At 42.3% G+C, this 22,143-nt stretch carries 18 protein-coding genes; 9 read left to right on the top strand and 9 right to left on the bottom strand.

All coding sequences use genetic code 11. The features are described from left to right. The coding region (locus AB1L08_RS17265; protein ID WP_413065896.1) for an SDR family oxidoreductase at positions 1 to 251 on the top strand (251 nt) is incomplete at its 5' end. Between the two features lie 385 nt (positions 252 to 636). Here AB1L08_RS17265 and AB1L08_RS17260 read toward each other — a convergent pair. The 5 genes from AB1L08_RS17260 to AB1L08_RS17240 form a co-directional block, all read right to left on the bottom strand. Beyond that, the gene (locus AB1L08_RS17260) at positions 637 to 2,856 is read right to left on the bottom strand and encodes a carboxypeptidase regulatory-like domain-containing protein (protein WP_413065895.1); all 2,220 of its coding nucleotides are present in this window, start codon (positions 2,854 to 2,856) and stop codon (positions 637 to 639) included. After that, positions 2,846 to 3,178 (bottom strand): hypothetical protein, encoded by a 333-nt coding sequence (locus tag AB1L08_RS17255; protein WP_413065894.1) that lies wholly within the window; start codon positions 3,176 to 3,178, stop codon positions 2,846 to 2,848. Before AB1L08_RS17255 ends, AB1L08_RS17260 begins: the two co-directional genes overlap by 11 nt. Continuing rightward, positions 3,138 to 3,719, bottom strand: coding sequence for an RNA polymerase sigma factor (locus AB1L08_RS17250; RefSeq protein WP_413065893.1), 582 nt, complete (start codon positions 3,717 to 3,719; stop codon positions 3,138 to 3,140). Before AB1L08_RS17250 ends, AB1L08_RS17255 begins: the two co-directional genes overlap by 41 nt. A 342-nt stretch (positions 3,720 to 4,061) precedes the next feature. Beyond that, positions 4,062 to 5,222 carry a tryptophan synthase subunit beta gene (gene trpB, locus AB1L08_RS17245; RefSeq protein WP_413065892.1) on the bottom strand — a complete coding sequence of 387 codons (1,161 nt, stop codon included), beginning with the start codon at positions 5,220 to 5,222 and terminating at the stop codon, positions 4,062 to 4,064. A 178-nt stretch (positions 5,223 to 5,400) separates the two neighbouring features. Beyond that, positions 5,401 to 6,189, bottom strand: a complete 789-nt coding sequence (locus AB1L08_RS17240) for an HAD family hydrolase (protein WP_413065891.1) — start codon at positions 6,187 to 6,189, stop codon at positions 5,401 to 5,403. A gap of 274 nt (positions 6,190 to 6,463) precedes the next feature. Here AB1L08_RS17240 and AB1L08_RS17235 point away from each other — a divergent pair, with 274 nt between their 5' ends. After that, positions 6,464 to 7,039: a uracil-DNA glycosylase gene (locus AB1L08_RS17235; protein WP_413065890.1), complete on the top strand. Its 576-nt coding sequence runs from the start codon at positions 6,464 to 6,466 to the stop codon at positions 7,037 to 7,039. Between the two features lie 80 nt (positions 7,040 to 7,119). Here AB1L08_RS17235 and AB1L08_RS17230 read toward each other — a convergent pair whose 3' ends face one another. Continuing rightward, entirely contained in the window at positions 7,120 to 7,953 is an 834-nt protein-coding gene (locus tag AB1L08_RS17230) for a TetR/AcrR family transcriptional regulator (protein WP_413065889.1), read from the bottom strand. Positions 7,954 to 8,052: 99 nt separating this feature from the next. Here AB1L08_RS17230 and AB1L08_RS17225 point away from each other — a divergent pair, with 99 nt between their 5' ends. Next, the gene (locus tag AB1L08_RS17225) at positions 8,053 to 11,136 is read left to right on the top strand and encodes an efflux RND transporter permease subunit (protein WP_413065888.1); all 3,084 of its coding nucleotides are present in this window, start codon (positions 8,053 to 8,055) and stop codon (positions 11,134 to 11,136) included. A 241-nt stretch (positions 11,137 to 11,377) separates the two neighbouring features. Further along, the gene (locus AB1L08_RS17220) at positions 11,378 to 12,841 is read left to right on the top strand and encodes a protein adenylyltransferase SelO (protein ID WP_413065887.1); all 1,464 of its coding nucleotides are present in this window, start codon (positions 11,378 to 11,380) and stop codon (positions 12,839 to 12,841) included. A gap of 120 nt (positions 12,842 to 12,961) precedes the next feature. On the opposite strand, the gene AB1L08_RS17215 is transcribed toward AB1L08_RS17220, so the two are convergent. Then, positions 12,962 to 14,509 carry a multicopper oxidase family protein gene (locus AB1L08_RS17215; protein ID WP_413065886.1) on the bottom strand — a complete coding sequence of 516 codons (1,548 nt, stop codon included), beginning with the start codon at positions 14,507 to 14,509 and terminating at the stop codon, positions 12,962 to 12,964. A 326-nt stretch (positions 14,510 to 14,835) separates the two neighbouring features. Here AB1L08_RS17215 and AB1L08_RS17210 point away from each other — a divergent pair, with 326 nt between their 5' ends. Further along, positions 14,836 to 15,552, top strand: coding sequence for a 3-ketoacyl-ACP reductase (locus AB1L08_RS17210; protein WP_413065885.1), 717 nt, complete (start codon positions 14,836 to 14,838; stop codon positions 15,550 to 15,552). Between the two features lie 33 nt (positions 15,553 to 15,585). Here the strand turns inward: AB1L08_RS17210 and pgeF are convergent, their stop codons facing one another. Further along, on the bottom strand, positions 15,586 to 16,347 hold the full coding sequence (gene pgeF / locus AB1L08_RS17205; RefSeq protein ID WP_413065884.1) for a peptidoglycan editing factor PgeF: 762 nt from the start codon (positions 16,345 to 16,347) through the stop codon (positions 15,586 to 15,588). Positions 16,348 to 16,513: 166 nt separating this feature from the next. After that, positions 16,514 to 17,392, bottom strand: coding sequence for a LysR family transcriptional regulator (locus AB1L08_RS17200; RefSeq protein WP_413065883.1), 879 nt, complete (start codon positions 17,390 to 17,392; stop codon positions 16,514 to 16,516). Positions 17,393 to 17,525: 133 nt separating this feature from the next. On the opposite strand from AB1L08_RS17200, the gene AB1L08_RS17195 reads away from it, so the two are divergent. The 4 genes from AB1L08_RS17195 to AB1L08_RS17180 all read left to right on the top strand — a co-directional run bounded on the left by AB1L08_RS17195 (position 17,526) and on the right by AB1L08_RS17180 (position 22,039). Continuing rightward, positions 17,526 to 18,728, top strand: a complete 1,203-nt coding sequence (locus tag AB1L08_RS17195; protein ID WP_413065882.1) for a trans-sulfuration enzyme family protein — start codon at positions 17,526 to 17,528, stop codon at positions 18,726 to 18,728. Between the two features lie 31 nt (positions 18,729 to 18,759). Beyond that, positions 18,760 to 19,512 (top strand): L-2-amino-thiazoline-4-carboxylic acid hydrolase, encoded by a 753-nt coding sequence (locus AB1L08_RS17190; RefSeq protein ID WP_413065881.1) that lies wholly within the window; start codon positions 18,760 to 18,762, stop codon positions 19,510 to 19,512. A 27-nt stretch (positions 19,513 to 19,539) separates the two neighbouring features. Continuing rightward, entirely contained in the window at positions 19,540 to 20,763 is a 1,224-nt protein-coding gene (locus tag AB1L08_RS17185) for a Zn-dependent hydrolase (protein WP_413065880.1), read from the top strand. 334 nt (positions 20,764 to 21,097) lie between these two features. Continuing rightward, the gene (locus tag AB1L08_RS17180; RefSeq protein ID WP_413065879.1) at positions 21,098 to 22,039 is read left to right on the top strand and encodes an agmatinase family protein; all 942 of its coding nucleotides are present in this window, start codon (positions 21,098 to 21,100) and stop codon (positions 22,037 to 22,039) included. The last annotated feature ends 104 nt before the right edge of the window (positions 22,040 to 22,143 follow it).

The following is a 22,143-nucleotide window of genomic DNA, read 5'->3' as shown; positions in this document are numbered from 1 at the left end:
TTAAAAAAGGAAACAAAGATAAATGGATTCGCTCCAAACGTTATTGGAAGACGCTATATGAGTTAAAGGAGATTTGCAGAACCGGTGTCCGTGTGACCAATATCTCCCCTGGCATGGTAGACACTTCATTGAGCGGAAGCAGGTCCGACCGTAAAAAACTGGAGGCCGAGGATATCGCAAAAGCTGTGTTATATGCGGTTACCCAGCCTGTTTATGTAAATGTGAACGAGATTACCATAAGGCCGGTTTGATTGAAAACCCCCCTGCACTCAGTAGGGGGGAGTCAGTCTTTGTTTATTTCTTTTAGCCTTTGATCGATGTTGGAGATCACAAAATGACATTCTTCAATCTCAAAATCATTTCGCGCTTTTACAAAATAGTGAAGACATTTTACTGCATGCTTCCGCCATTCTTTTAATTCATCGACTGTACATTCATGGATTTGTTTTTTTACTAGTTTCCGGTCAATTTTTTATCACACTCCTGAACAAGCCTGCGCTATATTTCTTCCATTCCTGAGTCTGAGGACCTGGGGATCACGCTATGAAAGGGGCTAAACGGCCAGCATTATGGGGAGGATTGCCGAATTAAACAAGAGAGCAACTACTAGTATGCAGCAGTACTCTCCCGCCGATCCTACCGCACTTCCCTCACCGCTTTAACAAATTCCTTCATCGCCGGTTTATCGGATGTTTTCAACCAATGGGATAGCTGTTCATCTTTATTTTGAAAGTAAAGGTCAAGCACATTTTTTAATTCCTGTCGATAATGGGGATCTGTTTCACTTTCCTCTTGAAGTGCTTGAACCATGTAAAACCAATCCCTATTTTCGTCGGCAAAAGGCCTTTCCGGATATTCCTTGGCAATGTGTAGGACATGATCGAACGTCTTTCCGCCATATAGTTCGACTGCCAGCCAGCTTCCGACAAAGCCATGGCTTTTATCCAGCTCCATGACTTGATGAAAACGTTCGCTCGCTTCATTTATCTTCCCTTGTTTCATGAGCGCGCTCGCATAAATGCCTTGATCGTAGCCCTCAAGATGGCCATCAACCGCTGCTGCATACCGGTCAAACCAATTGTGGAAGGCATCCCATTGCCGTTTTTCATAATAATATATCACAAGCCTGAAGATTGCGTCCGGGGCATTCGTCTTTTCCGAATAGGCTTCTAAATAGGGAATGCCTTTTGCAGACTCGGGTAAATGCTCGTCAGACTGGGCATTTATCAGCCGGACAATCATACGCAAACTGTGGATGTCGTTCGGATTTTTTTCATAATTGGATTTATAGGCTGCCAATGCTTTATTCAATTTTTTATCAAGCAATAAATGGTCGGCTTTTGTCATGTTCCGTTTCTTTACATAAAAGAAAGGCAAGCTCCCGATCGTATCTTCATCCAGCCGATAACCGTTGCTGCGTGTAATCAGCTCTCCATCAGCACGGTAGGCCTCAACAGACCATGAAAACCGGTTATTCGTATTTGTAAATGCCAATAGTGACTTCGGGCTTACTGTAGACGGATCATCACCAGGGAATATTACACCAAGCGGATGATTATATACCTCTTCTACCGGTACATTGATTTGATTGTCTGTAATATACGATTTAAACACAGTACTGACGGAGCCTGAATCCATATCTGCTCCCAAGCTTAACTGGTAATAGTCTGCGCCTTCCACCTTCTCCCAGGCAAAATGAATATATGGATCTGTTACTTTTTGCTGGTTGACCGGGGATTTAATCTCAATGAGTTTTTGCAAGGTAATATTATATGTTGTGGTTTTCTTTTTACCGACATCAATCCATTCATCCATATCAACAGGCCATGTCCAGCCATCGATTTGATCAAAGTCTAATCCCAGGGTGACTTGATAGCTTCCTGGCAATACCCCTTGAAATTCGAAATAACCATCCGCATCCGTTATTTGCTGATACCGTTCATCTCCCGAGATGCTGCGGCTTGCGTCTTCATTGGCCCGTAAAAAGACGCCTGCATTGGCAACAGGTGCACCATTGCTGTATACAATCCTTCCTTTGACCGTATTCTTCATATTCCCTTGTTTCGATACTGCATTTTTTATATGTTTTTTCATGGATAAAAGTTGTTCATATACGACAGGCACACCATCTGATTCCTCTTCTTTCTGCTTTGCTTCGTATTGTGTTAACGCGTTTGTGACTTCCTTGAGAGCATCCTGCACATCACCTTGGTGAACTTTGTATTCGGCTTTCATGAGGGAAATGGCAGCTTGTAAATCATCATTTTCCGGGTCGCTGTTTTGGCTCATATCTTGTAAAAGCTGTTCTGCAGCGGAATAATTGGCCGCTTTTATAGCCATTCGCACTTGTTGAGATTGAAGTTCCTGCGCAACCCATGGATTGTCACTCCCGGCTGTTCGTTTTATGGCTTGCTGGAGAATATCCCGCGCCTTGCCATTATGGCCAATGCTTTCATAATAGGCAGCAAGCAGTGTTGCAGCGGAAGCGAAATCATCATCTATCGGGCCTTTCTTCACATACATGTTCAGATAAGGAAGCTTTTCCTCCCAAGTAAATATTCCTGGCCGGTGGCTGAATTCGGAAAACAACGGTCCAATATATACATCAAAGCGGCTGCCCGCTGGATATGCAAGCATAAAGTCCCGAATAATCGTCCATTTTTGCGAATCGGAAATGGTTCGGCTTTCAAGTGATCGCAACAGCTTTTCTTTCGCTGCCGGGTGGCCGTACTCCGCTTGTTTTTTCGCTATATATAAATGGGTTTGCGGCCCGATGACAAACGTGATCAATGGAATAAACAGCAATATACCGATCAAAATAAGGACAGCATGTTTCACTTTCATTTTAATTTTCATACCGGGCCACCATCTTTTCCAGGTCATCTTTCCAATACACATATCCATCTATCTTAACGAGTTCGCCCGTTTTCCTTGCCGTGGAATCGGAAATACTGCCGTTTCCGGCGATGTATTTCATTCCGAGTGATAAACATATCACCATACAAATCGCAGCTATTGGGAGTAAGGGGAGCTCGATTTCTTTATTCCAAATCAACATGGCTTTTTGCTTCCAAGTTATTGACTGGAGACGGTCAACGACATCCTGCTGGTTGGAAAACGTGAGATGCTTCAGTTCATTATCGAGCTGTTTTTTTAATGTTAGCCGCTGTTTGTTCATTCGGAACATCCCCTTTCATCAATATCTCTTTCAATAACATCCGGCCGCGTTTCAGTCTTGATTTCACCGTATTTTCATTCGTTTTCGTCTGCACTGCAATTTCCGGAATTTTCATTTCATTGAAATAATACAACGTAATCATTTCGCGATATTTATAGTCCAATTGTTGAATGGCTTTGCTTACATTTTGATTCCGGGCGATTTCAAATAATAATTCTTCGGGGCCCTGAACGGTTTCGTTATCTGTGATTCGTTCCACAACATCAAAATGAAGAAAAATATGTTTCCAATGCCATTTTCGCATCCGGGAACGGCATTCATTAATGATAATGGTGGTAAGCCAGCTCTTTAGTTTTTCGGGGTTCTCCAACTGATGAATTTTATCAAAAGCAGTAATAAAAGTATCTTGAACCGCTTCTTCAGCCGTTTGATGATCTTTTATCAACAAATAAGCGGTTCGTAATAAGTAGTCCCCATATTGATGCATGACTTCCACTAATGCGTGTTCATCTTTTTCTTTTAATCGATCGACAAAATCCAATCGGCCGGCCCCCTTTCTAAGTGGCTATAATACTTAGATGCCGCTGGCCGCGAAATAGTTGCAAAAAAAACGAGTTTATTTTTAGCTAATGAGGCAGAAACTAGTTTAGCCGTGACTTTATTTTAGTTTATACTCAAGGTTTTGTGGACTTTCTAAACTTGAAATTTAGGATCAGATATAAGTGCCATAAAAAAGCAGCTTTCTTCTCAAAAGAAAGCTGCTTTATAAGTACAGATCATGATCATCAACCAGTGTTTCCCGATAATAAAGGTCCCCGATTATGATAATAAACGAAAAATATACATATCTTTTAAAAAAAGACAGGGACCACGCCCCTGCCGATTATTTGTTCTCCATTTCAAACACTTGTTGCACGTCCTTGTCACCGCGGCCGGAAAGATTCACGATGATCACATCGTCTTTATCCAACGTTGGAGCAAGTTTCATCGTATAGGCAATTGCGTGTGCGCTTTCCAGTGCAGGGATGATGCCTTCTATCTTTGATAACAATTTAAAGGCATCAAGCACTTCTTCATTCGATACAGTGTAATACTCGGCTCTGCCGGATTCCTTCAGGTGGCTGTGCTCGGGCCCGATTCCGGGATAATCCAAGCCGGCAGCGATGGAGTAGGTTGGCTGCGGGTTTCCTTTTTCGTCAATGAGTACCAAACATTTGAATCCGTGCAGCTCGGCAGGTACACCTTTCGTCAAGGAAGGAGCCTGATCAGGTTCGACGCCGATGAGGCGCACATCCTTATCGTCTATATAATGGGCAAATGCGCCGATCGCGTTGCTTCCTCCGCCTGTACAGGCGACAACGGCTGTTGGCAGTTTTCCTTCTTTTTCAAGAATTTGTTTTTTAGACTCTTCACTGATAATGGCTTGAAAATGTTTCACGATCGTTGGATAAGGATGCGGACCGACTGCTGACCCAAGTAAATAGAAGGTATGGTCATGGTTTTGGATCAAATCGTTTAGTGCTTCGTCAACAGCATCTTTTAAACGTCCCTGGCCTTTTTCAACAGGGACAACCTTTGCACCCAATAGCTCCATTCTAAACACATTCAGTGCCTGTCTTTGCGTATCCTCGGCCCCCATATAAATGACACATTCCATTCCGAACATCGCACAGGCAGTAGCGGTGGCCACTCCATGCTGCCCCGCGCCGGTCTCAGCGATAATCCGCTTGACGCCCATTCGTTTGGCCAATAAAATTTGCCCGATGGCATTATTTATTTTATGGGCTCCAGTATGGTTTAAATCTTCCCGTTTCAGATAAATTTTTGCCCCGCCGAGTTCGTCCGTCAGCCTTTCGGCAAAGGTGAGGGGATTTTCTCTGCCAACATATTCTTTTAAATAATACGCAAATTCTTGATTAAACGCTTCATCATTTTTATATTTCTCGAATTGCTCTTCCAAATTGTCCAGTACGTTCTGTAAATCTGGAGGAACAAAACTGCCGCCAAACTGGCCGAAATAACCTTTTTGCTTCACTGTGCTCATCTCGTCTCAACTCTCCTCTAAAAAATATATACTTTATATAAATAGTAACAGGTAGGGTCATCGTTGTACATACTTAACGATTTCATGTTGATTGGAAAAATCACCTTTATCAGAAGAAGGCCATAAACGTATGATCGCTTGCTCTTAAAAACAAAAACCTGACCAGGACAAATGTTTGTCAGTTTTTTGTTTTCTCCAAAAGCTCATATAGATCGCTCAATTGCCGAATTTCAAAGGAAGGTACAACCTCATTTCGTGCTTTTTGCTCCCGGTTGATCCACACGGATTTGATTCCTGCGCGGTTTGCCCCTAAAATATCAGTATTTAAGTTATCGCCCACCATGATGACCTCATCTTTTTGCAAAGACACGAGTGAAAGGGCATGTTCAAAGATTCCTTTATCGGGTTTTCCTTTTCCGTAACCGCCCGAGATGACAATATGATCAAAGTATGGGACGAGTTCCGGGGTGATGGCCAGTTTTGTATTTTGCAAGTCTGGCGAACCATTTGTAATCAGGACCAACCGATAGTTTTCTTTTAATGTATCCAATACTTGAAATGTATCATCATACACAAACGGGGCTTTGCGGCGGTTCTTTGGAAAAAGCTCTCCCAATTCGAGCCCTAAAGCCGGATCATCTATGCCTAATTGTTTTAAGCCCAAAGTCCAGGCATCTTTGCGGTATTGCGGAACGATGGTGCTTAATTTTTGGAAATCCTCTGTTCCATCGCGGAATTCTCCCCACAACCCTTCAAAGGGATTGATGCCGATCATTTGGGTAAATGGAAAGGTTTCATAGGAAGAGTAAAGCTTTCTCGCATTTTCGCGAACGGCTTCTTCCAGTTGATTTGGGTCCAACCCGCAACGTTCTTCGGCCACTTTACATGTAGCAGCAAAAGCCTCTTTTACACTTCTTTGATCCCATAACAGGGTATCATCCAAATCGAAAAAAATTGCTTTGATCATGATTTTCCTCACTTTAAATTATATATGAATCTATCTATTCACCATTTTACCCATAGATCACGTAAAAGTCATTTTGAAAACCGGGAATTCTGATATTTATATCGCTAATGTAAAGCAGACCGTGAAAAAACTTGCCGTGAATTCATTTTTTCCGATCGGGAAAAATAGAATGAGCCGATTGTACAATGGAGATGGCAAATGTACGCAAGGTATCCTTGTTTTGGATATCTTTCGTCATCGCGAGTGCTTTTTGTGCCATAAGAGAGGTGAATGCATGGGTTCATTTTGTCCGGAGGTTTGGCCCGAGGATCTGCCGCCGGAATTTCAAAAGAATTGCCAGGACTGCGGATTGTATCAACACGGATCGCGTCTGGTATGGGGCGAAGGAAATCCAAAAGCGCCGATCATGATCATCCTGGATAATCCAGGCGCCCGCGAAAACCGCGAAGGAAATCCGATCGTTTGCGGAACGAGGCAAACGTTGCAGAAAGCAGCCCATGAAGCCGGTTTGGATAAAGATGAGTTATATGTTACCTATATTTTAAAAAGAAAACCCGTACGTGCTTATGACAAGGAACGGGTGCGAGCAATCTGCATCCGCCATTTGGAAGATCAGCTGCGTGATGGCAAGCCTGATCTCATTGTTTGTTTGGGGAATGTGGCCGTACAGTCTTTCTTTCGGAATCAGGAGTTCGATGTGAAAAGCATGCGGGGCAGGTGGCATCATGTAAACGGATATCAAACAACCGTTGCTTATCACCCGCTTGCTGCCAGACGCCGTCCCAACTTATACCCCTTGCTTGTGGAAGACCTGAAGTTTGTAAAAGCCGGTTATGATAATGTTACCTAAAGCCCTCTTAAATGATGATGCAGAGTCATGGGAAACAGAAAACCCCTTTCTCAAGCAATCCGCTTGAAGAAGGGGTTTTTTTACAATTCCCAATAACGCCGGAGCAAATAGGAGATCCATTTACAATGAGGATGATTCCGAATATTTTCCAGTAAACCTTTTACGATCGCAAGGCTGGTGAAAGCTGGCTCCAATAACTGTTGCCTTAACAGGACGAGTGATTCCTTTTCAATTGATTCTTCCATCTCTTCCATTTTTTCGTCAATTATTTCAAGGATTTGTTCCTTCGTTGCTTCTTTATTGATCGGGTATTTAAACATCTGGGCCAGCCCTTGTGAAATAAAGGGAATAGTCGTGTACCTTGCCAGTATATTTGTTTTTTCTACAAGTGACTGGGCCAGTAATTTTAAATCCACCGGCGCCTCACAGAATAAAAGGAACCGTAAATAAGTATCCAAGAACCCTTTGATGCAATACATTAAATCATATTTAGACTTTTCGATTTCTCCGCCATATACCCGTTCCACTATGGTTAAAATCGTTTGCTCCAGCGATTTATCAAAGGAATACATTTTTTCCATAAACTTTTCATTCATTGTCTGCATCTGTTCCTTGAGGAAGATGTTGGCGAAGTCCGTATGTCTTTGAAAAGAATCAAACAGTGTCTGATAAAATTCATATAAAAGCGTTTTATTTTCCGTGTTTTTGACCAAGTAGTCAATGTCGGATAAAAATTGCATCATAAATTGATCAATCAACGCCAATATCAGTTCGTTCTTAGACTTGAAGGACAGATAAAATGCCCCTTTTGAAATACCGCAATGTTCTGTAATTTGCTGAACGGATGTAGCCTCAAATCCCTGCTTTGCAAAAAGCTCCAGCGCCTTGTCCATAATCAATTGTTTTTTTATCATTGGAATTGATCTCTCCCGAGGTATTCATTGACAAATGACCAACCAGTCATTATTATAGATAACTGTAATGAAAAAGTCAATTTAAGGGCAGGTGTAATAGTGAAGGGATTAGTCAATTTTGTCTTAAAGAATAAACTTGCGGTATGGCTGCTTACAATTATTATTACAGTATCCGGTATTTATTCTGGGACACGAATGAAAACGGAGATGATCCCGGATATTTCCATTCCTTTCATAATGGTAACGGATGTATATCCTGGAGCAACCCCTGAACAGGTCATGGAAGATGTCTCCATGCCAATAGAAAAAGCAGTAGAGGGACTTGACCATGTAAAAGCTGTTTATTCCAATTCTTATTCCAACATGGCGAGTATTCAAGTAGAGTACGAATATGGAATCGATATGGACGAGGCAAAACGGGAATTAAAATCCGCGTTGGATAACGTGGAACTGCCGGAAGAGGCAGAGGAGCCGACAACGTCCGCCATCAGCATGAACATGATGCCGGTTGTTGCCCTCAGTGTCAGCAGTTCAAAAGAGGATATTGTTGAATTAACGTCAACCGTAGAGGAAAGCTTGCTGCCGAAAATCGAAAAGCTCGATGGTGTGGCTTCAGCCACCATGACCGGCCAGCATATCGAAGAAGTGGACCTCACGTATGACAAAGCGAAAATGGATCAATTGGATTTGACGGAAGATAAAGTTAAAGAAATAATTCAAGCCAGCAACATGGATGTTTCGCTGGGGCTTTATGAGTTTAAAGAAGGCGAGCAGGCTGTATCGATTGATGGGAAATTCATGACTGTTGATGAATTAAAGGATATGTTGATTCCTGTCACACCGTCTGCTGCGAACCCATCTCCTTTTGTGAAGCTTGGCGACATTGCAAAAGTCAAGACAGTAGGAAAAGTTGAGTCTGTTTCCCGTACAAACGGAAAAGATGCCATTGCGATTCAAATTGTCAAAGATCAGCAGGCAAACACAGTCGATGTTGTGAATAAGGTGAAGAAGCTGATCAAAGAGGAAAAGGCGAAATATGACGGCCTTTCCATTGATGTGACGCTTGACCAGGGAAAACCGATTGAAGAATCCGTTGCAACGATGGTTGAAAAAGCATTATTTGGCGGATTGATTGCTGTATTGATCATCCTGCTTTTCCTTCGGGATTTCAAATCAACGCTCATTTCCATCATATCGATCCCGGTGTCCATATTTATGGCATTACTGCTGTTGAATTGGATGGATATCACGTTAAATATTATGACGCTAGGGGCCGTTACAGTTGCGATCGGCCGGGTCATCGACGACTCGATTGTCGTTGTGGAAAATATATACCGGCGTTTGCATTTAAAAGAAGAAAAATTAACAGGCCGAGCTCTTATACGTGAAGCGACCATTGAAATGTTTAAACCAATTATGTCATCAACATTAGTAACGGTTGCTGTATTTGCACCGATGATTTTTGTCGGCGGAATGGTCGGTGAATTGTTCATGCCATTCGCCTTAACGATGGCGTTTGCGCTTGGCGCTTCGTTGCTAGTGGCGATTACGATCGTTCCAGCCCTCTCGCATTTCTTGTTTAAAAAGAAATTATACGGTGAGAAAACGGAAAAGAGCCATAAAGGGCCGGGCAAATTGGCAAACGGGTATAAAAGCTTCCTTAACAAGGTGCTAAACCACAAAATTATTGCATCAGTGGTTGCATTCGCTTTATTAGCAGGCAGTTTGGCGTTAACGCCGCTCATCGGCTTCAGCTTTTTGGGCAGTGATGAAGAGAAAGTGATGTACTTAACGTACACGCCAAAAGCAGGGGAATTGCGCAAAGACACTTTGGAAAATGTGAAAGTCGTTGAAGATAAAATGCTGAAACGTAATGATATTGATATTGTTCAAGTGTCTGTCACGGAAGCGGGGGACCCTTCCGCAGCGATGATGGGCGGCGGCTCAGGCGGTGCCTTAATGTACCTGATTTTTGACCCGGACATGGAAAACTTCCCGGAAGTAAAGGAGAAAATAGAAAAATATGTAACCGAGCTTGATCAGTCAGGGGAATGGAAAAGCCAGGACTTTTCTTCGATGTCAGGCGCTACCAATGAAGTGAGTTACACCCTTTACAGCGAAAATTTAGATAAACTGAATGAATCGGTTAAACAGGTAGAAGACATCATGAAGAAAAATGATGGATTAAAAGATGTTTCGTCCAGTGCCGAGGAAGCTTATGTTGAATATACATTCCGAGTTGAACAGGCTGAATTGCTGAAATATGGATTGACAACGGGCCAGCTCGTGATGATGCTAAATCCGGAAAAAACAAAAGATGTATTAACGACGGTGGAAAAAGACGGGAACTCTTTAGATGTCATTGTTCAACAAGAACAAACGGCCCAACCGGAATCGATCGATGAACTTTTGGATAAACAAGTGCCTACAGCGCAAGGAAGCACTTTGCCCCTTTCAAAACTTGTCAAAGTAAAGAAAGGCTCTACGTTCAATACACTTGCACGCAGTAAAGGTGAATATTATGCAACGGTTTCGGGGACGGTGAAAGGTGAAGATATTTCAAAAGTAACTTCCCAGATTGGTAAAGAAGTAGATAATCTGGATTTGCCTAAAGGTGTGACAGTCGATGTTGCCGGTGTACAGGCAGATATGGAGGAAACATTTACACAACTTGGCGTGGCCATGCTAGCAGCAATTGCCATTGTGTATTTTATCCTTGTTGTGACCTTCCATGAAGGTGTTGCCCCGTTTGCGATCTTGTTCTCATTGCCGTTTACCGTTATCGGGTCATTTGTCGGCTTATTCATTGCCGGTGAAACGATTTCGGTCTCCGTTATGATGGGGTTATTGATGCTGATCGGTATTGTTGTGACGAACGCCATCGTTCTGGTGGACCGGGTCATTCGGATGGAACGGGCTGGATTGACGATGCGCCAGGGGATCTTGGAAGCTGGGGCTACGCGCCTGCGACCAATCCTCATGACCGCAATCGCTACAATTGGTGCATTAATCCCATTGGCGCTGGGAAATGGCGGCGGGGGGTTAATCTCCAGAGACCTTGCCATTACCGTCATCGGCGGTTTAGCAAGTTCTACAATGCTGACTTTGATTGTTGTCCCAATCGTGTATGAAGTCTTATCCAAGCTATTCAAGAAAAATCGCAGAGAAATAGAAGAAAATTAATGAAAAGGGCCTTGCAAGATTGAAGATCTTGCAGGGCTTTTTAGATCAAAAGTATAAACTGGCAGGTTCGCCAATTTAATCAAATCCAATCTCCTACCTCTTACTAAGGGGGTGCGGCAATTTGGAGCTTCCATTACAAAACATGCCCTGAAAGGGTATAATACATAAACAAAAGCAAACATTATTAAAATAATTTAGGGGACATGAACCCAAATCACTTTCGTAAACCAAAGGAGATACAATGAGTAAAAATATCCAAGCAGGATGGAACTTTGACAATAGCTATGCCCAGTTGCCGAAAATGTTTTTTACCAGCCTGAATCCAACACCGGTACACGCGCCAAAATTAGTTATGTTAAATGAAAAGTTGGCTGCGTTTTTGGGATTGAACCCAGAGGCGCTACAAAGTAACGAGGGAGCGGCGGTGTTTGCCGGTAACAGCATACCGGAAGGGGCTGAGCCTCTTTCCCAAGCATACGCGGGACATCAATTTGGCCATTTTACCATGTTGGGAGACGGGCGGGCAGTACTATTGGGCGAGCAGATCACGCCTCAAGGAGAAAGGTTTGATATTCAACTGAAAGGTTCCGGCAGAACCCCTTACTCCCGGGGCGGAGACGGCCGTGCTGCGCTGGGGCCGATGCTGCGCGAATATATTATTAGCGAAGCGATGCATGCGCTTGGCATTCCCACGACCCGGAGTCTGGCAGTTGTCACAACGGGTGAACTTATCTTGCGCGAAACAAAGCTGCCCGGAGCGATTTTGACACGTGTCGCGGCCAGCCATCTGCGGGTCGGTACTTTTGAATATGTTGTAAGATGGGGCGGGGTTAAGAACCTTCAGATTTTGGCTGATTATGCCATTAGACGGCATTTTCCGGAGATTGCAGACGACGAAAACAAGTATCTTTCTTTGCTTGTGAAAGTAATCAATCGCCAAGCAGAGCTGATCGCCAAATGGCAGCTTGTCGGCTTTATTCACGGGGTCATGAATACCGATAATATGACGATCAGCGGAGAAACGATCGATTACGGTCCCTGCGCTTTTATGGATAAGTATGATCCGGATTCCGTATTTAGCTCCATTGACACACAAGGGCGGTACGCTTACAAAAACCAGCCCATTATTGGAGGGTGGAATCTTGCCCGGTTTGCTGAGACGTTGTTGCCGTTGCTGCATGAGGACGCAGAGCAGGCTGTGAAAATGGCTCAAGATAAGGTTTCACGTTTTACGGAGCTGTTTCATTCCCATTGGCTTGCAGGAATGAGAGCAAAAATCGGGCTATTTAATGAAGAAGACCAAGATGAGGAGCTGATCAATGAACTCCTCGATTTGATGAAGAAACATCGTGCGGATTATACCAATACTTTTCGAGCGTTGACGTTGAATCAAATGGATGGTATGGAACTTTTTAAAACGGAAGAATTTTCCCGATGGCAAAACCGGTGGCAGGAAAGACTTGAGCGCCAGCAGGAATCAACAGCCGTATCTAAAGAGCTAATGAGAAAAAGCAACCCTGCCGTCATTCCGAGGAATCACCGGGTAGAAGAGGCTTTGGAGGCAGCTGTTGAAAAAGAAGACTACAGCGTGACGGAGCGTCTGCTGACTGTCCTTTCCAACCCTTACGCCTATACAGAAGAACAAGCAGAATACTGCACGGTACCTGCGTCAACAACGCCTTATATCACGTATTGCGGCACTTGATCAAGAAATAGGGGGCCGCCACGAACTACCACTTGATGACGTAGTTAAAAAGGCCTCAGTAGCTTTTTGGCACTGGGGCCTTGAGTTTTATTTGATCAAAAGGTGTTGAACAGGCGAATGTTATTCTTTTTCAATTTTTTTCGGCTTGATGACCTTTAGTGGACGCATCATGTCATAATCTTCGTGCTCCAATATATGACAATGCCATACATAGTCACCAGAATATGGTTCAAACTTGGCAATAATACGTGTAATTTGCGACCCGTGGGCAGCAACCGTATCTTTCCACCCGAGCTCGTTCGGTTTAGGCGGGATGGCCGGGCCGGTAAACACAATGGCCCCGTCCTGGTTATAGCGGTCGAGATCAAACGGACGCCGGTCCAATACCTGGAATTGAATCAGATGAATGTGGATGGGATGGGTAAAATTCGTCACGTTAATCAAGGACCAAATCTCGGTTGACCCCAATTCCGGCATTTCCGTTACCGGATCATGCCACATTTTATTGTTGAGCAGAAGCAACGGGCGGCCAAGTTCATCGGTTGAACCAACCAGTTTAAGATTTCTTATTCGTTGAATCGGATTTTGTTTTAGTGAAGGAATATGCGATAGAATGGGGGGAATTCTGCTTTTATCTTTGCCTGAAAGTTGCAATTTGACTCTAAACTGCATGACATCATCTGTTTCATCTTTCGGATCGGCATTCGGCCCGAGGTCATTTTTTAGTGTGATCGTCTCTCCCCAATATTCCGAAAAGTCAATGATTACATCGCAGCGTTCACTAGGTTCCATCTCCAATCTATCCATTTTTACTGGTCTTTTTAACAAACCTCCATCAGAGCCAATTTGGTAAAATGGCTGGCCTGAATCAAGATACAATTGGTAGGCCCGAGTATTTGCCGCATTTAAAATCCGAAACCGGTATTTACGGGGCTCCACATTCATATATGGCCATAACTTTCCGTTTACTACATTCGTTTCTCCTAAAAAGAATGGCGTGACTGAGGGATTCGGCCAATTTTCAGCAGGATCATCCGGCTGTTGCGGATATAAAAGCGCACCGTCATCATGGAAAGATCTGTCCATAATGATGAGAGGGATTTCGTATTTTCCCGAAGGCAAGTTCAGTCGTTTTTCGTGTTCATCACGAATGATATACATGCCGGCAAGACCTGCATAAACGTTTAATCTTGTAATTCCCATTGCATGATCATGATACCATAAGGTCGTTCCACGCTGGTGATTGGGATATTCATAAATTTTCTTTTTAAAATGGGGACCTGTTTGTTTGAAATTTCTGGTAAACCAGGCTTCCGGGTGGCCATCACTTTCTGCTTTGCTTTCGCTCCCATGCAAATGTGTGACAGTCCGAACTTCCGGGAGCTTGCCAATTTCATGTATTGTCTTGTCAATGGGAAGGAAGTGTTTGTCTGGCAGTTTATTTATCCACTTTACCCGGATGGGTTCACCGCGGTTGACATCAATAATGGGGCCGGGAAACTGGCTGTTATATCCCCAAAGCCTCGTTGGCCTCAAGTCGCGATGCAGTTTCTGATGGAACTCTTCCATGCGGACCTCGTAATATGCGTCATCCTTCCCTTTTCGCAAAGGCTTCAGCGTTTCCGGAATGGGTAATGGGTCCACAAACTTTTTAAGCTCGATATTCAATTTTTAACCCCCAAACCTGTACAAATTATTATAGTAGATGATACATACGACAATTTGGTACGGGCGAATGATTTAGTTTTGGAATGATTTTGTATGTCAAAAACGAAAATGGCATCGTTGCGGTGTTGTGCAGTCAAGATAGCTAAATAGCATATATGTTTGTTATATTCGGTTCCGCCTCGCCCTGTTCAAGCGTTGTTTATTTTATTCATTTTGCTTATCAAAAGTGTATGGCCCGAAACGAATGATTTGGAAATGTATTTCGGGACATGATATATTTTGATTTCAAAGTATTTTGCAGCAAAATGAAGCAAAGGAGAATGTCAATGCAGAACTTAAGAGGGAAAAACGCTTTGATCACCGGAGCCGGCAGGGGTATTGGACGAGCGACAGCAATCGCTTTTGCAAAGGAAGGCATCCATGTAGGATTGATTGGCAGAACGTTTGAGAATCTTGAAAAAGTGGCCAAAGAACTCGAAGAATATGAAGTCAGGGTGACGGTGGCTGTCGCTGATGTATCGGAAAATGATTCTGTCATGGCAGCCGTTGAACATGTCAAATCGGAACTTGGTCCAATTGATATCCTGATCAACAATGCAGGGATTTCCAAGTTTGGAAAGTTCCTTGAGCTCACTCCCGAAGAATTCAAAAACATCATCGATGTCAATTTGATGGGCATGTATTATGTCACTAGAGCGGTTCTGCCGGACATGATTGAGCGGAAATCCGGAGACATTATCAACATCTCGTCCACTGCCGGACAAAAAGGCGGGCCGGTAACAAGCGCGTACAGCGCTTCAAAATTTGCCGTACTGGGGCTTACTGAATCACTTATGTATGAAGTAAGAAAGCATAACATCCGTGTATCCGCCTTAACACCGAGCACCGTTGCGACCGATTTGGCTTTTGCAGAAAATCTTACAGACGGCAACCCGGAAAAAGTGATGCAGCCGGAAGATCTGGCTGAAGTAATGGTTGCACAGTTAAAGCTGCATCCGCGTGTCTTTGTCAAATCAGTCGGAATATGGTCAACCAATCCTTGATGAATAAAGCCTTCCGAATATGAATGGAAGGCTTTATCTTTTACGCATGACAAAAGTTAAATGTCTTCCGCATTTCTTGTTTTGACGATAAGAGAAACCGTCCGGACTCAAGTAGGTGCAAGTCTGATCAATCTTAATTTGATCAGCGGGAATGCCTGCCAGCTCACATTGTTTTTTTACGGTGAGCTGATTATCGATATGATATTTGCCGGTTTGGGAATTGTAATAGATAAAATCATCCGCGTAGCCAAGGTCTTTAAATTTTACGTACACATCCTCATCCACTTCAAACTTTTCCTGACTGAGTGCCGCTCCAAGCTGTACATGAAAGTCACCTGGATGACAGCCTTCCATCTGTTTCAAATGCTTAAACAGCTTTAAGGTAATTTCTTTGACGGTTCCCTGCCATCCGGAATGAATCACGCCGACGAGGCCATTGACTTTATTGGAAAAAATGACCGGTACACAATCCGCCGTAAAGGTGCACAGTAACAGATTGGGCTCAAACGTATACAAAGCGTCCGTATCCGGAATGGCAGTTTCAGACTGACCAGCGCCCCGGCCTTTGTCTTCGAGCGTAACCCGATGGAAATTCGCGCTATGCGTCTGGTGGGCGCAAACAAAATCATCCAGCCGGCAATTCAAAAAGGCTGCCAGCATTTTGCGGTTTTCCACGACATGATCAGGGTTTTTGCACACATGGAGAGCCATGTTGTTTTTTTCAAGCCCGCTTTCATCCTTCATGGTCATTCCCGCTGTGAAATGCTTATTGTTTTCGTATAATTTTATTTTCATAACATCACCTTTTTTAATCCATATTTGCCAAATGGTGGTTTTGTTCCGTGGAAAAATAGAAACCAACACCGGGTTTCTCAAGATGCTGCCCATTTCTAAGTAAAATGGACGGGGTTTATCCGGGTCAAATATAAACTAGGCATATGTTGAACATAAATAATCGGCTTTAAAATGACTCGGACTTAACGCACTGAACGATTTCATTCAAAAACATTTCACTTGATGGAGATAAGCGTTTAAATGAGGTTGCTGCAACGCCAATCGTTCTGTAATAATCACCTTCTAAATTGGCCATTCGGATATTTTCTGGAAGACGATATAAAATCAACTCCGGAAGGATGCTCATGCCTAAATTGTTTTGCACCATGGCGATAATGGCCTGATCTTCCTCCATTTCATATTTAACGCTGGGAATAATATTATTTTGCTTTAAAATTTTCCTGACATCTTTATCAATATTTGTTTTGGGCATAATTAAAAATTCATTTTTTAACTGTTCAAAATAAATAGTATCCTGGTGGCTCAAAGGGTGTTGGTCGGAAAGAATGCATCGAATCTTATCTTTTTTTAATGGTATGACTTCAAATGATTGATCAGTTGGCAATGACAAAAAACCAAAGTCCACGACACCGTTCGTAATCCATTTGCTAATGTCATCATAGTTCCCTTCCATTAACTTAATATCAATATGGGGAAATTTTTGTTTGAAGTTTTTAATGATTTGTGGCAGCCAGTTAATCGAGACACTTGGAAAAGTCCCTACCCGTACAACGCCTGTTTTGATCCCTTTCATTTCCGCAACTTCCTGCAACAATTGCTCATGAGCATTTAAAACTTGATGAATATGAAATAGAATTTTTTCTCCGTTAGGCGTTAATTTGATTCCTGAACGACCTCTTGTAAGCAGCGTAAGACCAAATTCAGATTCCAGACTGGAAATGGCTTGGCTGACGGCTGATTGAGTTAACCGGAGTTCATTTGCCGCTTTTAAAAAACCACCCGTTTCAAGGACCGTTCTAAATATTTCATATCTGGCAATGGTCAAAGATAATCCCCGCCTTTACATCAGATTTGATTATATATTATATCATAAATATTAATTTGAATAATGTAAAACGGATACTTATAATGACTGTAAGCGTCGAATAACCATAGCTATTTTTACAGGAGGTATAGAAATGAAAAAAGAGTGGGGCATGAATACAACTTTAATTCACCACAAGGGACAAAACATAAAACGAAATGGTCCGCTCGCTGAGGCCATCATTCCTGCCGTAGGATATGCTTTTCCGGATTGTGATACAGCGGCAGCTGTTGTTTCCGGAGAAAAAGAAGGTGTATATTATGGAAGATACGGGAACCCAACCCTTGCGGTATTGGAAGAAAAAATAGCATCGCTGGAAAGCGGGGAGGCAGCGCTTGGTGTAAGTTCCGGTATGGCTGCTATATCTGTTGCGTTGCTTGCTTTTTTAAAGCAGGGAGATCATGTGATTGTTACGAAGGATGTTTACGGAGGAACTCACAAATTTTTAACAAATTTTGCAGCTCGGTATGGGATTGGTTTTGATTTTGTTGACTGTAACAATTCTGATGAAATAGTTGGAAGAATCAAAAACAATACCAAAGCGATTTATATTGAAACACCGTCCAACCCTTTACTAACCATTCTGGATATAAAAAGGATATCTAAAATAGCCAAATCTTACTCTATACCGTTAATCGTTGATAATACATTTATGTCCCCTTACTTACAAAAACCGTTGGAACTGGGGGCTGATATCGTCGTGCATAGCGCTACAAAATATATTAATGGGCATGGCGATTCAATTGCGGGTTTTGTCGTAGGCAAATCTACTGATATTCAGTATATGCGCCACTATTTGGCGGGTGATCTGGGTCAAGCATTAAGTTCATGGGATGCGTTTTTAATATTGCGGGGATTAAAAACGCTCGGTGTAAGGATGGAGCAGCATTGTAAAAATGCGATGGAAATTGCCAGGTTTTTAGAAGGCCACCCAAGCGTGGAAAAAGTTTTATATCCCGGACTGCCTTCTCACCCTCAACATGAATTGGCCAAAAAGCAAATGAAAGGAAATGGAGGGATCGTTTCCTTTGAATTAAAGGGTGGTGAAATGGCAGCCAGAAAGTTTATCGATTCACTTGAGATTATGATTACTTCATTTAGCTTGGGTGATCCGGAAACGCTCATTCAGCACCCGGCTACAATGACCCACTTTTCAATTCCGGCTGACGAGCGGGCCGAATTTGGCATTTCAGACGGATTAATTCGTCTATCTGCAGGGCTCGAAGATTCAGAGGACCTTATCGAAGATATAAGCAAGGCGTTAACGGGTATTCAACCTGAAATGATATATAATTAATTTAGGACAATCATGAAGGAGAGATATTTTTATGTCTGAAAAGGAAATCAAGCTTAAGCCAGTCTCAATGTTTACGATAACAGCCAACCTGATTCATCATATTCAACATTCAGTCCAAGAACAACTCGGAGAGCAAGGTCTTCAAACTTTTAAGGAAGGTATTAGCAGCTTTATAGATGAACAAATTCAAATGATAGAATCGGCTCCGTGTAAATATGATATTCAAGAAAGTGCATTATACAGCCATGAAAAATTACTGGATCCCAATAAAGTAGAGGAAACATATAAACAATTCATAGATGCACAAGAAAAAGCCGGTGTAAGCCAGCCGATTTCTATTTACGGATTGATGGCGAAAATTTTTGCCCATATAGCAAAAGCAGTAGTGGACTCTTACGGGAAACAGGGAGAAGAAGCAATGATGAACGGAGTCTGGACATTCGGCGAGGAACGGGGGCGCAATATTGCTAAACGTGCCCTTCAGATGGGGAAACCAAATACACTGGAAAATTATTTGTCACATTACGATATGGGGCGCAGTGATTTGTTTGAATATGAAACGATTCATCGTTCCGACGAAATTGAGCAAACTTTTACAAAATGTGTATTCGGTGATCAATGGAAAAAAGATGGCATGGGTGAATATGGGATTTTATATTGCCATATGATTGATCCTTCTATAGCCAAAGGATATAATCCGGATTTTAAAGTTGTACATGATAAATATGTTCTGAAGGAAGGGTGTTGTCATTTCCTGTTTCAAATGGAAGAAAATCGGAATTAACGCACTTGTGCCAAAGGGGTGAATCGGATGATTAACGATGATCGTTTATGGAACAGATTGCATGAATTGGGGAAGATCGGAAAACAAGGAAGTGGAGGAGTTACACGTTTCTCCTTTACCGAAGAAGACCGGAAAGCAAAAGGGTTAGTGGCAAAATATATGGCAGAGGCAGGTTTGGAAGTTCAAGAAGATCATATCGGAAATTTGATTGGCAAAAAAACAGGTAAAATAAAAAATGCGCCTTCTATCATCATTGGCTCTCATATTGACACTGTCAAGGAAGGCGGAATCTTTGACGGTGCATTGGGAGTTATTGCAGGAATTGAAGTGCTGCAAACGATGAATGAAAGGAAGATTAGTCTTGATCATCCTATTGAGGTGATTGCATTTGCCGATGAAGAAGGCAGCAGATTTCATTTTGGAATGATAGGGAGCAGAGCATTTACTGGTACGCTAAATAAAAGTGATTTGCAAAGAACAGATCAAAGGGGTATTTCCATAGAAGAAGCCATGAAACTGGAAGGGCTAAATCCCGATAGAATTGATGATGTGAGAAGGGATCCCAAGTCCATCAAGTGTTACTTGGAACTGCATATTGAACAAGGAAAAGTATTGGAAGAACATGATTTGCCGGTTGGGATTGTTTCGGGGATTGCCGGTCCCTTATGGACAAAGTGGGTTCTTACAGGAGAATCAGGCCACGCAGGGGCCACCCCAATGTCTTTGCGGAAAGACCCACTTATCGCTTTTGCGGATATGATTAGGAATATAGAGAATGAAGCAAAGAAAAACCCTCATATGGTGGCTACAATCGGAAAAGTGTCAGTGAAGCCGGGCGGAGTGAATATCATACCTGGTCAAGTTGAATTTACATTGGACTTAAGAGATATTGATGAAAATGCAAGGGACCAAGCGGAAAAATCCATTCAATCATATGCGAATCAATTATGTAATGAACATAACATTGATATTAGCATCAGTACTTTGCAAAGAATCTCACCTGTTCCATGCTCGCTGAAAATACGCCAATTGCTGGAGGAGTCTTGTAAAGATCTGGGAATTCAAACAATGACACTTCCCAGTGGCGCAGGCCACGATGCCATGCAATTTAAATCCATTTGTCCAATAGGCATGCTGTTTGTCAGGTCTCACAAAGGGATTAGTCACAATCCCTCAGAGTATAGTTCAAAAATGGATTGCGCTCAAGGAGCAAATGTTTTATATCACACAGTGTTAAAATTAGCAATATAAGCTTATTGTTTGAAATGATACCCGTCGAGCATTTAAACAGCCTGAGTCCATATTCATATTTAAAATGGACTCGGGCTGATTCTTTTTTCCGGAAACGTGGATAGCAAGAACGGAATTTTTTTATTTATAGGGTTTGTAATACTTCAGCTCTTAGTAATAAGAGTTAGAATAAGAACGTCAGATTTAGCGCGGCCAAGATTTTTAAAAAAAATTTATTAAAGACCAAAAAATATCTATTAATTTTATATAAATTAAAATTTTAATTGACAAAAATTAAATTTCATATATTATTATTTATAATATACAAAAATGATGCAAGAAAGGAAGATTGACTTTGACATCTAAGCTTTATGGAAATACACCGTGCTTTCTGGACGCTTTGAATATTTCCAAATCGAAAGATTTAACTGAAGTAGATGCAGTTGTATATGGCGTTCCTTGGGAAGGTGCTGTTACTTGGGGTGATTACACAGGATGTGAATTAGGTCCCAAAGTCATGAGATTATGTTCGGCAAGGTACAGCGGTTATTTGCCTGAATTGGATCATATAGATGTGTTTGAACATATCAAGCTAGGTGACATTGGGGATATTGATGTCGTTCCTGCTGATGTAGAAGAAACAGTGAGCCGTATTGAAAAATTTACCGAAAAGTTATGGCAAAGCGGCAAGTTTCTGATTGGACTCGGGGGAGACCACGGAGTTACTTTTCCAATTGTAAAAGCGTTAACAAATAGCGGGAAAAAAGTGGGGATCATTCATTTAGATGCACACTATGACAATTTGCCTTCACATGATGGAGATAAATTCGCCCGCTGCAGTCCATTTGCAAGGTTATATGAAGTGGAAGGTGTGCGAAATGAGAGTATTATTCACACGGGTATCCACGGACCCCGAAACAAGCCGCAAAGTGGCAGAAATGCAAAAGCGGCCGGCGCTGTGACCATTACAATTAATGATATTCGGGAACATCAGGATATAAGAATATTGGCCGATGAAATATACGCAATGGCAAGCAAAGATGTAGATTGCGTATATTTAAGCATTTGCAGTGATGTTCTTGATTATGCTTTCAATCCTGGGGGACCTGTAGATGGAAATGGGTTAACTTCATTTGAATTAGTTACTTTGGTTCATGAGTTTTGTAAAAAAGGGATTATTGGCATGGACTTTGTTGAAGTGTATCCCCAGCAAGATCCAAACCAATTTTCAGCACATCTTGTCTCTACAGTCGTTTTGCATGCATTAGCCGGTGTCATTAAAAATCGTATAGGATAAAATAAAGTATTATTTCATGATACAGTCTAATATACTCTCGGTATTCCAAACGAGTAAATTCCTGAATTCCCAAAAATTTACTGGAAATGGAGTGTAATCTGATG

It is taken from the genome of Siminovitchia jepli (assembly GCF_047228825.1).
Classification (GTDB): Bacteria; Bacillota; Bacilli; order Bacillales; family Bacillaceae_C; genus Siminovitchia.
Note: the sequence above shows the minus strand (reverse complement) of the source record. Positions and strands in the feature narration are given on the sequence as shown.

Bases quoted from the DNA above. Each gene is read 5' to 3' on its own strand.
- AB1L08_RS17260 (WP_413065895.1), bottom strand. From the start codon at position 2,856: ATGAAAATTAAAATGAAAGTGAAACATGCTGTCCTTATTTTGATCGGT.
- AB1L08_RS17255 (WP_413065894.1), bottom strand. From the start codon at position 3,178: ATGAACAAACAGCGGCTAACATTAAAAAAACAGCTCGATAATGAACTG.
- trpB (WP_413065892.1), bottom strand. From the start codon at position 5,222: ATGAGCACAGTGAAGCAAAAAGGTTATTTCGGCCAGTTTGGCGGCAGT.
- AB1L08_RS17240 (WP_413065891.1), bottom strand. From the start codon at position 6,189: ATGATCAAAGCAATTTTTTTCGATTTGGATGATACCCTGTTATGGGAT.
- AB1L08_RS17235 (WP_413065890.1), top strand. From the start codon at position 6,464: ATGGGTTCATTTTGTCCGGAGGTTTGGCCCGAGGATCTGCCGCCGGAA.
- AB1L08_RS17230 (WP_413065889.1), bottom strand. From the start codon at position 7,953: ATGATAAAAAAACAATTGATTATGGACAAGGCGCTGGAGCTTTTTGCA.
- AB1L08_RS17220 (WP_413065887.1), top strand. From the start codon at position 11,378: ATGAGTAAAAATATCCAAGCAGGATGGAACTTTGACAATAGCTATGCC.
- AB1L08_RS17210 (WP_413065885.1), top strand. From the start codon at position 14,836: ATGCAGAACTTAAGAGGGAAAAACGCTTTGATCACCGGAGCCGGCAGG.
- pgeF (WP_413065884.1), bottom strand. From the start codon at position 16,347: ATGAAAATAAAATTATACGAAAACAATAAGCATTTCACAGCGGGAATG.
- AB1L08_RS17195 (WP_413065882.1), top strand. From the start codon at position 17,526: ATGAAAAAAGAGTGGGGCATGAATACAACTTTAATTCACCACAAGGGA.
- AB1L08_RS17190 (WP_413065881.1), top strand. From the start codon at position 18,760: ATGTCTGAAAAGGAAATCAAGCTTAAGCCAGTCTCAATGTTTACGATA.
- AB1L08_RS17185 (WP_413065880.1), top strand. From the start codon at position 19,540: ATGATTAACGATGATCGTTTATGGAACAGATTGCATGAATTGGGGAAG.